Raw genomic sequence first — 13,611 nt, 5'->3', positions numbered from 1 at the left:
CATGGATCGGATGTGTCACGGATATTTCATACCGCTTGAATAGAAGCTGGGGCGTGGGAGACGGTACATTATGTTTCCAAGTGCAATTCCCGGCCATGCAACGGCATAGGACGTTATCACCCTGATACAGCAAATTCGGAGCAATACATCATCTCAAACCGGCATTGAACTTGTTTCGGAAGTTTTCGCAGCGGGTGAGCGGTAAACCCCGGAGGTGATACATTGGACAAATTGGTGATTGAAGGCGGGAAACCCCTCTCAGGAACCATACGCATCCATGGAGCAAAAAATGCCGCTTTACCGATTATGGCCGCAAGTTTGTTGGCAGACGGCAAAGTAACCCTGCACAACGTTCCGCACTTGCTGGACATTCAAGTGATGCTGTATATCCTGGAGCGGCTTGGATGCACATGTCGGCATGAACAGGAGATCGTGACCATTGACACATCGTCCATTCAGTCATTCGACGTGCCTGAGGACCTGATGAAGCAGATGCGCTCATCCATCTTCTTGATGGGGCCATTATTGGCCAAGTTTGGGCAAGTCTCCGTGTACCAGCCAGGCGGCTGTGCCATAGGAGAGCGGAAGATTGACCTTCATCTCAGAGGCCTTGAAGCATTGGGGGCTTCGATTGAAGAACTGGATCAGCAAATCGTCTGTCAAGCACAGAAACTGGTGGGTACGGATATTCAGCTTGATTTTCCCAGTGTAGGGGCCACCGAAAACATCATGATGGCCGCAGTGTTGGCAGAAGGTACTACGACGATCTACAATGCGGCGCGAGAGCCCGAAATTCAAGATTTGCAGCATTTCCTCAATGCCATGGGGGCACGCATTATCGGTGCGGGAACCGATACGATTACCATTAACGGCGTGGAGAAGCTGGAGCCATGCACATATGAAATTATCCCGGATCGAATCGTTGCAGGCACGGTGATGATCGCAGCCGCAGCGACCCGTGGCAATGTGACGCTTACGCACTGCAACCCGGCGCACCTTACTTCGCTTATTCATGTGCTCAAGCGCGTTGGTGTTCAAATCACGGTCTGCAATGATATAATGACGGTGAGCAGCATGAGCCGTCCAAAATCAGTGGACCGCATCGTGACTTCGCCGTATCCTTCGTTTCCTACAGATCTGCAGTCCCAGATCATGGTCCTGCTTAGCTTGGCGGATGGATTTAGTGTAATGAGGGAAACGGTGTTCGAGGGCCGCTTCAAACATGTTGATGAGTTGAATGTGATGGGAGCCGACATTTCCGTGGATTTGAACGCGGCTTTCATCCGCGGGGTACCTAGGCTTTATGGGGCTACCGTGGAAGCAACCGATCTGCGCGCCGGAGCGGCACTTGTCATTGCCGGATTGGCTGCGCAAGGGAAGACGGTTGTGGAGCAGGTTCATCATATCGATCGAGGATATGATCGGATTGAGAAGCTGTTCCAGAGTCTGGGGGCTACGGTTGAACGACAGTCTCCGGTCTCGAAACAGCTGGATTTTGCCAATTAACGTCCTTTGAGTCCCCTTCTTATAGGGGAGGGGACTCGAGGCTTTGTGGAGCGCGATCTATGCCAAAAAGTCAAATTCCGGTTCTGAAAACGAACCGGCCTAAACGAAATACGAGCCGTAAGCTTGTTTTTGTGTTATTGCTATTATTCGTAGTCCTTCTTGCCGTTCTTTTTTTTCGTTCTTCCGTTAGCCGGATTTCGGCGATTGAAATTACGGGAAATGTATACACTTCGACCTCGGAGCTTCTTGAGCAAACCGGATTGAAGGTCGGCGACCAGTTTTTTGGGACAAGTTCCGGTGAAGTGGTCCAGAGGCTGAAAGCGAACAAGGCCATACAAGGAGCGACGGTGGACAAGCAGTTTCCGGGCACCATTCATATCAAGGTCCAGGAGTACCCGACTGTTGCGTATGAACTTGATGCGAGCGGTGCGCTGAAGGCCATTCTGGCCAGCGGGACAAGCCTTGCCGTACCTGCAAACACCGGGGTAGCCGTTGAGAAGCCGATCCTCACGCAGTGGAAAGCCGATGATCCGCTCAAAGCGGAACTCAGCGAAGTGTTATCGAAAATTCCGAATGAGTTGACCACGGATATTTCGGAAATCATTCCGAATCCGACGCCATCTTTTCCCGACCAGATTCGGATGTATACCAAAACGCAATTCGAAGTGGTTACGACGGTTTCCATGCTTGCGGACAAAGTGGAGTATTTGAACCAGGTGATCGAGACCGAACGGCCAGGGAAAATTACGATGCTGGAGGCGGACACATACGTGCCTTTCATTGCGGAAGACCCGGATGAAAATGCCGAACCAGGAGCGGGTCAATAACGAAACGAAGCTCTCCTGATTAGATGTGCAAAGCCTGACGGAATGCCGTTTCAGACTGGTCCGGTTTGTGAAAGTTGTGCTTTCTGTGAAGGGGAAAAAATGATACACTTTAGCTTATGGCACTGGAATAGCCTCCTTCTTTTTTCTTCAAGGTTTTATGTATTGACACCCAGATGTTGGCATCCAAAAAAATTGTAGAAAAAAGAGGGAAAGCCTAAAGTGTGTTGAATATGTTTTAAGAGTGTTTATACGTTCGTAATCTATTATTGGAGTCAGGAGGTGCCAGAGACTTGAGCAACAATGACATCATTGTTAGTTTGGACATCGGTACATCCAAAATTCGCGCTATTATTGGGGAAATTAATAATGGAACCTTTAATATTATTGGAGTTGGATCTGCCGACTCGGAGGGAATTCGCAAAGGTGTAATCGTAGATATCGACCAGACGGTGCAATCGATCCGCAATGCGGTGGAACATGCGGAGCGTATGGTAGGTATTCAAATATCCGAAGTATATGTTGGAATCTCGGGAAATCATATTGGGTTGATGAGCAGCCACGGCGTCGTGGCCGTTTCGAACGAAGATCGTGAAATCGGGGAAGAAGACATGGAACGGGTGTTGAAAGCAGCCGAAGTCATTGCGGTCCCGCCAGAGCGTGAAATTATCGATGTTGTGGCGAAGCAGTATATCGTAGATGGTCTGGAGGGCATACAGGACCCGCGCGGTATGATTGGCGTTCGCCTTGAAGTTGAGGCAACGATTATTACGGGGGCAAAAACCGCGATACATAATCTTTTGCGCTGTGTGGAGAAAGCGGGCCTTAAGGTAAGCGACCTCGTGCTGATGTCTCTGGGCGCAGGTCAGTTAGCATTGTCCAAAGATGAGAAATCGATGGGTTCCGTGCTTGTTGACATTGGCGCAGGGGCAACAACGATTGCCGTTTTCGAGGAAGATAGCCTCGTGGCTACTTCAACGCTTCCGATTGGCGGCGAGTTTGTAACCAATGATATCGCCTATGGGCTTCGCACGTTGACGGATCAGGCTGAAAAGGTCAAGTTGAAATACGGTTGTGCTTGGCTGGATGATGCTGCCGCCGACGTTATGTTCAAGGTAACCCGCATTGGCAGCAATGTGGACAAGGAGTTTTCGCAGGAGGATCTTGCCGCAATTATTGAGCCAAGGGTTCAAGAAATTTTCCAGATGATCGCTCAGGAAGTGAAACGCCTTGGTTACATGGAACTTCCCGGAGGTTATATATTAACGGGAGGAACCGTGTCCATGCCTGGAGTGCTGCAGGTAGCTCAGCATGAACTGGCTGCATCGGTTCGAATCGCGGTTCCGGATTATATCGGTGTCCGCGACCCCGGATATACTAGCGGTGTGGGCATATTGCATAATGTGATCCGCAGCTTGCGCGTTCGTCCGTCTGTGAGCAGCAGCGGTGGCGGCAGCAGCACGGGCAGCAAGAAGCCGGCCAACCGCGCAAAGCCGAGCGCAGCTCCGGAAGCTGAACAAAAACCGGGCTTCATCGAACGGCTGAAAAACATGTTCAGCGAATTTATATAACAGGTTGAATCCATTTCATACTCTTTAAGCCGTCTGAATGCGCTGGTAAATTCACAGAAACGCTTTCGTTCGTCGATATATGAAATTGATTCGGTTCAATACCAATTGGACGGGCCATCCATGCACATTGAGGGGGAGATGGAATAATATGTTGGAATTTGATTTCGAGATGGAGAGCTTGGCTCAAATAAAGGTTATCGGTGTGGGCGGCGGCGGAAGCAATGCTGTCAACCGGATGATCGAAAATGGAGTGCAAGGCGTAGAATTCATTACGGTGAATACGGATGCGCAGGCGTTGCACTTGGCGAAATCCGAACATAAATTGCAGATTGGCGACAAGTTGACGCGAGGTCTTGGTGCCGGTGCCAACCCGGAGGTAGGTAAAAAAGCTGCCGAGGAATCCCGCGATCTGATCATGAACACCTTGAAAGGTGCGGACATGGTTTTTGTAACTGCCGGAATGGGCGGAGGTACAGGAACAGGCGCGGCACCGGTCATTGCCGAAATCGCCAAGGAATGCGGGGCCCTTACGGTAGGCGTAGTGACCCGACCATTTACGTTCGAAGGACGGAAACGTTCCAGCCATGCGGAGCAAGGCATTGAAGCTCTTAAGGAAAAGGTCGATACGCTGATCGTTATTCCGAACGATCGTTTGCTTGAAATCGTCGACAAAAAAACGCCGATGCTCGAAGCGTTCCGTCAAGCGGATAACGTGCTTCGTCAAGCCGTTCAGGGCATTTCTGACCTGATTGCCGTTCCAGGATTGATCAACCTTGACTTCGCGGACGTCAAAACGATCATGACGGAACGCGGATCGGCCCTGATGGGGATCGGCGAAGCAACAGGAGAGAACCGCGCGGCTGAAGCTGCACGTAAGGCGATCATGAGCCCATTGCTTGAAACTTCGATTGAAGGCGCACGCGGCGTAATCATGAACATTACGGGCGGAATCAATCTTTCCCTGTATGAAGTGAACGAAGCAGCGGAAATTGTTACTTCGGCTTCGGACCCTGAAGTGAACATGATCTTTGGTGCGATCATTGACGAAAACATGAAAGAGGAAATCAAAGTCGTTGTCATTGCAACCGGTTTTGAAGACAATCCGGTATCACCGCCTCCAGGCCGCAAACCAACGCCAACGAGCGAACCGGCGGAGAATCGTTCTCCGAACCTGCGTCCGTTTGGGAATCAGCCAAGTGCCGATCAGCTGGACATTCCGACATTTTTGCGCAATCGTACGCGTAATAACAATAACGATTGATCGTTCATGGAAAGCGACAGAACCCGGTCTCCTGATGGAGAAACCGGGTTCTTTGCCGTTCACAATATCAGCATGACTGAACTTCAAGTCACCTTCTCCTTCATACTGCAACCCGGTTCTCTTCAATTCGCGGCCCGGTTCCTCGACAAGTGCCTCGATAACTATTTCCTTTAGGAAGATTGTACCATACCCCAATGAACAAATTCTGAACAACCCACATAGCGCACGTTCCGACAAAAAAAGTTGAAGCCATTCCACCATGTTTAGACAGACTTTGAGAAAGGGGTTCCCTATACTTGTGAGTATGTTCCATATGGAAACTGTGCTGCAAAATTGATAGATAAGCAACCACGGCGATCGAAGTCAGTTAATTTCGATAATTTCGATATGTGGTGAGCGGGCAGGTGGATCGTGTGGTTGTATACGTAGATCTCATTTTTTTGACCAACCTGTGCATCGACGGTGCGCTCATCGGGCTGACAGCATGGATGAGAAAGAGCAGGCTGGTCTGGTGGAGATGGTTGTTGTCCGCCGTTGTGGGGGCACTGTACGTGGTCATGATGTTCGTGCCTGAGCTCGCGTTTCTGTTCACGTTCCTGATCAAATTCACATTGTCCCTGATTATGTTGTTTATCGCGTTTGGCTTCAAAGGTCTGCAGGCTTTCTGCAAAACGTTGGGAACCTTTTATGTCATCAATTTTGTGGCTGCCGGGGGGATTCTGGGCGTGCACTACATGCTTCAGAGCTCGGGTGAGCTGTTCAACGGAATCTGGTTTACGGCATCTGGCGGAATGTCGTTTGATTTGAAAATCGCGTTTTGGTTTACGTTTATCGTATTTTTTGCGGTGCTGGCGTTGTTCAAAGCCGTGCAGAACTCGAAGCGTAAAGCAGAACGGATGACTACGTATCTCGGGCAGGTCGATGTGTACATTGATGAAGCGATCGTTTCTTGTACAGGCCTTTTGGATACGGGAAACCAACTTGCCGACCCGCTCACCCGTCAACCCGTTATGGTGATGGAAGTATCGCAATGGCAGCAATGGCTGCCGGATTCCTGGAAGGACAGATTGAAACATGAGGCGCCGGACAACCTTATTATGGACATGAATCAGGAGCAATTTCACTGGCAGGATCGATTGAGGCTTGTACCCTATCGGGGCATCAATAAGGGGACTGCGTTTATGCTGGCAATCAAGCCGGATCGGGTGAAGGTAACGATGGGTGGGATCTGTTATGAAACAACCAGAGTCCTGATAGGTTTGGATGGGGGAACGTTATCGTCCGAAGGAAAATATCAGGCGGTCATTCACCCTGACCTCGTGCAGGATTCCAGCGGTGGAGCGCCGATCGCCGGCACTGCAGGAACAACAGAAAAGCCGCTGAATGTGGTATAGGAGGAACGTGCATGCTTTTGAAATGGAAACTGGTAGCGCAGCTTCAATATTATCGTTTTTTATTTTTGCTTGGACTCAAGAGCGAGGAAATCTATTACATTGGCGGAAGCGAGGCGTTACCGCCTCCGTTAACGCGTGAGGAAGAAGAGTATCTGCTGCAAAAGCTCTCTTCGGGCGACGCTGCGATCCGCGCGATGCTGATCGAACGAAACTTGCGGCTGGTGGTGTACATTGCGCGCAAATTCGAAAATACGGGCATCAACATTGAAGACCTGGTATCCATCGGGGCCATCGGGTTAATCAAAGCCGTGAATACGTTTGACCCGGAGAAAAAAATCAAGCTGGCGACGTATGCTTCGCGTTGTATCGAAAATGAGATTTTGATGTATTTACGGCGCAACAGCAAAATCCGGACAGAGGTTTCGTTTGATGAACCGCTCAATATCGATTGGGATGGAAATGAGCTGCTCCTGTCTGACGTGCTTGGCACTGAGAATGATACAATCTACCGAAACATCGAAGAGCAGGTCGATCGGAAGCTTTTGCATAAAGCGCTCGACAAATTGACCGATCGCGAGCGAATGATCATGGAGCTGCGGTTCGGGCTGCAGGACGGGGAAGAGAAAACGCAGAAGGATGTGGCCGATCTGCTGGGAATCTCCCAATCCTATATTTCCCGCCTGGAGAAACGGATCATCAAGAGGCTGCGCAAAGAGTTCAACAAGATGGTTTGAAGCGCCGCAGATCCGGTTTGTTTAATTTATGGGTATTACTGGCAAGCATGCCAGCTGCGAATAAAAAAGCCTGCCCCGGAGATAATGTACATTAATGTTTCTCCTTGGGAGGTAAATCACGATGACCCGAAACAAAGTCGAGATTTGTGGCGTGGACACTGCAAAATTGCCTGTCCTCACCAACGTAGAAATGCGGGAATTGTTTCATTCCCTTCAGCAGCACCATGATCGCTCAGCAAGAGAGAAATTGGTGAATGGCAATCTGCGCCTCGTGCTCAGCGTCATTCAGCGTTTCAACAATCGGGGGGAGTTTGTCGATGATCTGTTCCAGGTTGGCTGCATAGGCCTGATGAAAGCCATTGATAATTTTGATTTATCCCAAAATGTCAAATTTTCAACATACGCAGTGCCGATGATCATCGGTGAAATTCGTCGATACCTGCGCGACAACAACCCGATTCGCGTATCCCGTTCCCTCCGGGACATTGCTTATAAAGCGCTCCAAGTCCGGGATAGCCTGACGAACAAAAACTCTCGCGAACCGACCATTTTCGAAATTTCCGAAGCGCTGAACGTGCCCAAAGAAGACGTGGTATTTGCCCTTGATGCCATTCAGGACCCGGTATCGCTCTTCGAACCCATTTATCACGACGGAGGCGACCCCATCTATGTGATGGATCAGATCAGCGACGACAAAAACAAGGACGTTTCCTGGATCGAGGAAATCGCTTTGCGCGAGGCGATGCATCGGCTGGGACAACGGGAGAAAATGATTTTGTCCATGCGTTTTTTCGAAGGGAAAACCCAAATGGAAGTGGCGGATGAAATCGGGATTTCCCAGGCACAGGTCTCGCGTTTGGAGAAGTCGGCCATTCAGCAGATGCAAAAACACGTGAAGTCATAAACGATACGAGATAGGGCGATGATCCGGGATAACCCGGAGTCGCTCTTTTATTTTGGGGTGCATGGTAATACGGAGATGTTTCGCTGTGCGGCCGCCTGCCTAAAAACAGGACATTTTTCCCCGCCCGTACATATAGTGTATAGAATGAAAGAACGGGCAGGAGCGGAAGCAGACTGGAGGCGGAACCCGATGAAAGGAAATGTGGGCGCCCAGACGGGCAGAGGCATGAAGATTTCCGATTTTCAAACCAAAGAGGTCATCAATATTACCGATGGCAAACGATTGGGTCAGATCAGCGATTTGGAACTGGATTTAAGGCAGGGGAGGATCGAGGCCATCGTGGTGCCGGGGTATACCCGCTTCATGGGATTGTTTGGAGGGGGCACGGACCTAATCATTCCATGGCGAAACATCGTCAAGATCGGCTCCGACGTCATATTGGTGAAGATGGATGAAGTCAAGGAGCCTTCATACGATGAAGGGGAACGCGAGGCTCGCATGTATGATGCGCAGATCAGCCGCGCAGAACGAATGGATCGAACGGAACGTCTGGAGCGAAGTCAGCGCCGGTCGATCTGAACGAGACAGGACAGGGGTTCATTTGGTACACTGGAGCTTGCGAGGTGAAAAATATGAAGATGGAACCTTTTGTGTTGGAACAGGAACAGATGCTTAAGAGTGGGGGCCCGGAAAATGCAGCGGCTCCCGAGCCGTTGTTGATATATGTGAAGCCGTGGAGAGAGCAATATGACGGTTTGAGTGCAGGATTTACGACGAGGCAGGGAGGGAACGGAAGTGCTCCTTATGGAAGCCTGAATTGTGCGTATCACGTCGGTGACGATCCGGTAACGGTTCTCAACAATCGAAAGCGGATTGCATCCAAGCTGGGCTTTTCGGAAAGTGCCTGGACGTGCGGAGAGCAGGTTCATGGCAAACGGGTTGCCGTCGTTCGGGCTGAAGACCGGGGGCGGGGGTGGATGGATCGCGAATCTGCCTTTCAAGATACGGACGGCTTGGTTACGGATGTGCCGGGTGTCCTGCTGACCTCCTTCTACGCGGACTGCGTGCCATTATATTTCTACGATCCCGTACGAGGTGCAGTAGGGCTTGCTCATGCCGGCTGGAAAGGGACGGTAGCGGGCATTGCCGAATCCGTGATCGAGAAAATGGAGCAGGAGTACGGCAGCCAAAGGCATCATATCCGAACCGCGATCGGCCCTTCCATCGGCGATTGCTGTTACGAGGTGGATGAGGCTGTCATGAAACATGTGCGGGTTTGGCTTGACGGGGCCGAGGGTAATGAGGGGTATGGGGCAAATGGCAACCTGATCTTCCATTCGGCCGGCAATGGCAAAACGATGTTAAACTTGAAAGAATGCAATCGACACATTATGATGAAAGCAGGAATATTGCCGGATCATATCGAATGTACTACTTGGTGTACAAGCTGCAACCCGGACATTTTCTTCTCTTACCGGAAAGAAAACGGAACTACCGGGCGCATGGCTAGCTGGATTGGGCTGGAAGAGAGGTGACCCTCTGTGTCTTTGGAGGAACGTATACAACAGGTAAATCAGAAGATCGAAGCCGCGTGTCGGCGCAGCGGCCGCAATCGCGAGGATGTTAACGTGATTGCCGTCACGAAGTACGTTTCGCTGGAAACGACGGGAGCTGTGCTGGACCGCGGGCTTGAGCATATCGGAGAAAATCGCTGGCAGGATGCGCAGGCCAAATGGGAAGCCTATGGGCAGCAGGGAACTTGGCATTTTATCGGCCACCTGCAGACGAACAAGGTCAAGGACGTTGTCGGAAAATTTCGTTACATACATTCGCTGGACCGGTTATCGCTGGCGAAGGAATTGAACAAAAAGGCGGCTGCGCTGGGCATTGGCGTGGAAACGTTTTTGCAGGTCAACATTTCGGGTGAAGAGAGCAAGTATGGTTTGCAGCCTGAAGACGCAGCCGGCTTTTTACGTGAAATAGGCTCATTGGATCATATCAAGGTTATCGGTTTAATGACGATGGCCCCTCATGAAGAGGACCCGGAGCTGACTCGTCCCGTATTTCGCGGATTGCGGGAACTGCGAGACCGTTTGAATGGACAGGCCCTGACACAAGAACCGCTGACTGAATTATCCATGGGCATGTCCAATGATTTTGAAGTGGCGATTGAAGAGGGAGCAACCTGGGTTCGACTGGGATCGATTCTCGTAGGGAAAGAGGAGGGTTCACGATGAGCGTAATGAATAAATTCATGAATTTCTTTGGACTCCAGGAAGAAGAAGAGATTGTGGAACGTGAACGTTTGGCTGCACAAGAAGAATCCGAGCCGGATCACCATGAACCTGAAACCTCCGAGCTGGATAAACGTAGAACACAAAGGGGCAATAATGTGGTAAGCATTCATTCCCAGAAAAATGTGAAAGTTGTTTTGTATGAACCGCGCTCCTATGACGAGGCTCAAGAAATTGCCGATCATCTGCGTTCGCATCGTACGGTCGTCGTTAATTTGCAGCGTGTTCGCCAGGACCAGGCTTTGCGCGTCATTGATTTTTTGAGCGGAACGGTGTACGCCTTGGGCGGCGGTATTTCCAAAATCGGCGGTAACATTTTTCTCTGCACGCCAGACACGGTAGAGATCCAGGGTACCATTACGGAAATTCTGGCTGAGAGCGAACAAGATTATAACAGGATGAGGTGAGCCTTTTTTGAGTCTAATTTATAGTGTCGTATCCATCGCGTTCCAAATTTACCTCTACATGATTATTGCGTATGTGCTTTTGTCGTGGCTTCCCAATGCTCGGGAGAGCGCTGTCGGAGAATGGCTTGCCAAACTCGTTGAACCTTTCCTGAGCCCGTTCAGGCGGTTTATTCCGCCGTTATTCGGAATGCTGGACATTTCGCCGATCGTGGCCTTGATTACACTTCAATTGGCGGAAGTGGGCTTGAAGTCCATTCTTCTCCGTTTTATGTAAGGTAGGAACCGACCATGGGTAATGGAATATATGAACATTTTACGCCGGATGAACGGGATTTCGTGGATAAGGCAGCGGAATGGGTGGAACGTGCCGGGGAAAGGCATGACACCCGGCTGACGGATTTTTTGGATCCCAGGCAGATGTTTATACTGCAAACGCTAGTCAATCGGCGGACGGATGTCCAAGTGCGTTTTGACGGCGGATACGCGTCCGCCGAACGAAAGCGTGCTCTGATCGCCCCGGATTACCGCTACCTTGACGATGAAGATATGAATATGCAGGTGCTCAGCATTTCGTCCGATGACTCCAAAATTGCCGAATTGGAGCACGGCGACTACATGGGAGCTTTGCTCGGGCTTGGCATGAAACGCGGCAAAATCGGGGATATCCAAGTGCTGGAAGACGGGTGCCACGCTGTGGTAGCGTCGGAAACCAGCGCTTTTTTATCGCTGCAAATGAATCAGGTGCATCGGGTGCACGTATTTACCGAGCTGCTGCCGCTGGATCAATTGCGATGGTCGGAAACGAAGCTTGAGATTCTGGACATCACCGTTGCTTCTTTGCGGCTGGACGGCATTTGCGCGGACGTATACCGGATGAGCCGAAGCAAGGCGCTGCTCCCGATCAAAGCGGGTCGCTGCCGCGTGAACTGGAAAGTGGAAGAAGACCCGTCCAAGCTTCTCAACGCAGGGGATGTCGTTTCCGTTCGCGGATTTGGTCGGTTTAAGGTACTGGAACTGGATGGCATGACCAAAAAAGGACGCTGTCGCGTAAAAATCGGCAAATTTGCATAGCTCGTTGCAGGAAATCTCTTATTCTTGTCGAAATAACTAAACTAAAGGTGAAATAAATATTTGGGGTTTCCGATAAACAATGAGGATGGATGGGATGCTGTATGGCCCTCCGGGTTCACCGTATCTCATTCCATGATGCAAACGTAGGAATCTTCCAAGAAGCCGGTTGCCTGGCTTCTTTGTAAGAAACCTATATATGCTGCAAACTTTCTCGGCACGAGAAGGAACTTTTACAGGAGGTGGACAGCTTGCCATTAACGCCGCTGGACATACACAACAAGGAATTCTCCCGACGGTTGCGCGGGTACGACGAGGATGAAGTCAACGAATTTCTTGATCAAGTCATCAAAGATTACGAAGGCGTCATCCGCGAAAACAAGGAACTGACCAATCAGTTGCTGTCCGTTCAGGAGAAGCTGGACCATTTTGCCACGATTGAGGAGACGCTTAGCAAAACGATCATTATCGCCCAGGAAGCAGCGGACGATGTGAAGAACAACGCCAAGAAGGAAGCTCAGCTGATCGTGAAGGAAGCGGAGAAAAACGCCGACCGAATCGTCAACGAGGCTTTGGCGAAATCGCGCAAGGTTTCTTTGGAAGTGGAAGAGCTGAAAAAGCAGGCATCCATTTACCGCGCCCGTTTCCGTACGCTGGTCGAGGCCCAATTGGAACTGTTGTCTCAGGACGGTTGGGAAGCGCTGGAGAGCCGGGAACAAGAAGTCCTTGAACGCGAACGGGAAATGAAGGAAATTTATTAAACGCCCGCCCGGTTGACTTTTATCGGTAAAGAGGCTATAACTATATTCATAATGAATAGTGATTCCATGACGGGTTCAGTACGTTATGATTGCATCCCTCAGAGAGTTGGCGTTTGGTGCAAGCCAATGGATGGGTTATAGCCGAATATCATCCCGGAGAAGCGACGCTGAAGCGGTTTAATGTATCCGTGCGTAAGCGAAGCCGTTAGCCGAACGTTATATCGGCACCCTGTATACTGAGCAGGGCATAAGTGCTGTTGATGACAAAGCATACCCAAGACATTTGGTTATGGTTTGTGATGAACAGAATTAGGGTGGTAACGCGAGCACAACCTCGTCCCTTTCCGGGACGGGGTTTTTTGGTGTTTAAAAAAGGCGATCGCCCATGAGGCCCGCAGGGACCTCAGGCAGAGAGCCCACCGCCGATGGAGCGAAGCCATCGGCCCAAAGGCCTCGCCAAGGCGAGCGCCCATGAGGCCCGCAGGGACTTCAGGCAGAGAGCCCAGCGCCGATGGGGCGAAGCCATCGGCCCAAAGGCCCCGCCAAGGCGAGCGCCCATGAGGCCCGCAGGGACCTCAGGCAGGGAGCCCACCGCCGATGGAGCGAAGCAATCGGCCAGAGCCTCCGCCAAGGCGATCGCCCATGAGGCCCGCAGGGACCTCAGGCAGGGAGCCGACCGCCGATGGGGCGAAGCCATCGGCCAAAGGGCCCGCCAAGGCGAACGCCCATGAGGCCCGCAGGGACCTCAGGCAGGGAGCCCAGCGCCGATGGAGCGAAGCCATCGGCCAAAGGGCCCCGCCAAGGCGAGCGTCCATGAGGCCCGCAGGGACCTCAGGCAGAGAGCCCAGCGCCGATGGAGCGAAGCCATCGGCCCAAAGGCCTCGCCA

Annotated in this window: 15 protein-coding genes and 1 other annotated feature; all 15 genes read left to right on the top strand. The window is 51.2% G+C overall.

Features of this window, described 5'->3' with window-relative positions:
- Positions 1 to 222 precede the first annotated feature (222 nt).
- Positions 223 to 1,506 (top strand): UDP-N-acetylglucosamine 1-carboxyvinyltransferase, encoded by a 1,284-nt coding sequence (gene murA / locus L6H98_RS16005; protein ID WP_236416620.1) that lies wholly within the window; start codon positions 223 to 225, stop codon positions 1,504 to 1,506.
- A 59-nt stretch (positions 1,507 to 1,565) separates the two neighbouring features.
- On the top strand, positions 1,566 to 2,333 hold the full coding sequence (locus tag L6H98_RS16000; protein WP_236416619.1) for an FtsQ-type POTRA domain-containing protein: 768 nt from the start codon (positions 1,566 to 1,568) through the stop codon (positions 2,331 to 2,333).
- Between the two features lie 290 nt (positions 2,334 to 2,623).
- On the top strand, positions 2,624 to 3,901 hold the full coding sequence (ftsA, locus tag L6H98_RS15995; protein ID WP_236416618.1) for a cell division protein FtsA: 1,278 nt from the start codon (positions 2,624 to 2,626) through the stop codon (positions 3,899 to 3,901).
- A gap of 148 nt (positions 3,902 to 4,049) precedes the next feature.
- The gene (gene ftsZ / locus L6H98_RS15990; RefSeq protein ID WP_236416617.1) at positions 4,050 to 5,162 is read left to right on the top strand and encodes a cell division protein FtsZ; all 1,113 of its coding nucleotides are present in this window, start codon (positions 4,050 to 4,052) and stop codon (positions 5,160 to 5,162) included.
- Positions 5,163 to 5,575: 413 nt separating this feature from the next.
- On the top strand, positions 5,576 to 6,556 hold the full coding sequence (spoIIGA, locus tag L6H98_RS15985; protein WP_236416616.1) for a sigma-E processing peptidase SpoIIGA: 981 nt from the start codon (positions 5,576 to 5,578) through the stop codon (positions 6,554 to 6,556).
- Between the two features lie 11 nt (positions 6,557 to 6,567).
- The gene (gene sigE / locus L6H98_RS15980) at positions 6,568 to 7,290 is read left to right on the top strand and encodes an RNA polymerase sporulation sigma factor SigE (protein ID WP_236416615.1); all 723 of its coding nucleotides are present in this window, start codon (positions 6,568 to 6,570) and stop codon (positions 7,288 to 7,290) included.
- Between the two features lie 121 nt (positions 7,291 to 7,411).
- Entirely contained in the window at positions 7,412 to 8,194 is a 783-nt protein-coding gene (gene sigG / locus L6H98_RS15975) for an RNA polymerase sporulation sigma factor SigG (RefSeq protein ID WP_236416614.1), read from the top strand.
- A 189-nt stretch (positions 8,195 to 8,383) separates the two neighbouring features.
- Positions 8,384 to 8,773 carry a YlmC/YmxH family sporulation protein gene (locus tag L6H98_RS15970; protein WP_236416613.1) on the top strand — a complete coding sequence of 130 codons (390 nt, stop codon included), beginning with the start codon at positions 8,384 to 8,386 and terminating at the stop codon, positions 8,771 to 8,773.
- Between the two features lie 59 nt (positions 8,774 to 8,832).
- Positions 8,833 to 9,729 (top strand): peptidoglycan editing factor PgeF, encoded by an 897-nt coding sequence (pgeF, locus tag L6H98_RS15965; RefSeq protein ID WP_236416743.1) that lies wholly within the window; start codon positions 8,833 to 8,835, stop codon positions 9,727 to 9,729.
- Positions 9,730 to 9,735: 6 nt separating this feature from the next.
- Positions 9,736 to 10,431, top strand: a complete 696-nt coding sequence (locus tag L6H98_RS15960; RefSeq protein WP_236416612.1) for a YggS family pyridoxal phosphate-dependent enzyme — start codon at positions 9,736 to 9,738, stop codon at positions 10,429 to 10,431.
- Complete coding sequence (locus tag L6H98_RS15955) at positions 10,428 to 10,895, top strand: cell division protein SepF (RefSeq protein ID WP_236416611.1); 468 nt, start codon at positions 10,428 to 10,430, stop codon at positions 10,893 to 10,895. The genes L6H98_RS15960 and L6H98_RS15955 overlap by 4 nt, the downstream gene beginning before the upstream one ends.
- Positions 10,896 to 10,902: 7 nt before the next feature.
- Positions 10,903 to 11,169: a YggT family protein gene (locus L6H98_RS15950; protein WP_290371453.1), complete on the top strand. Its 267-nt coding sequence runs from the start codon at positions 10,903 to 10,905 to the stop codon at positions 11,167 to 11,169.
- 14 nt (positions 11,170 to 11,183) lie between these two features.
- On the top strand, positions 11,184 to 11,966 hold the full coding sequence (locus tag L6H98_RS15945) for a YlmH/Sll1252 family protein (protein WP_236416610.1): 783 nt from the start codon (positions 11,184 to 11,186) through the stop codon (positions 11,964 to 11,966).
- Between the two features lie 248 nt (positions 11,967 to 12,214).
- Entirely contained in the window at positions 12,215 to 12,724 is a 510-nt protein-coding gene (locus L6H98_RS15940; protein ID WP_236416609.1) for a DivIVA domain-containing protein, read from the top strand.
- A 57-nt stretch (positions 12,725 to 12,781) separates the two neighbouring features.
- Positions 12,782 to 13,069, top strand: a binding site (T-box leader).
- 212 nt (positions 13,070 to 13,281) lie between these two features.
- Complete coding sequence (locus L6H98_RS15935) at positions 13,282 to 13,455, top strand: hypothetical protein (RefSeq protein ID WP_236416608.1); 174 nt, start codon at positions 13,282 to 13,284, stop codon at positions 13,453 to 13,455.
- Positions 13,456 to 13,611: the final 156 nt, after the last annotated feature.

This window comes from Paenibacillus sp. JJ-223, from assembly GCF_927798175.1.
Lineage (GTDB): Bacteria > Bacillota > Bacilli > Paenibacillales > Paenibacillaceae > Paenibacillus > Paenibacillus hubeiensis.
Note: the sequence above shows the minus strand (reverse complement) of the source record. Positions and strands in the feature narration are given on the sequence as shown.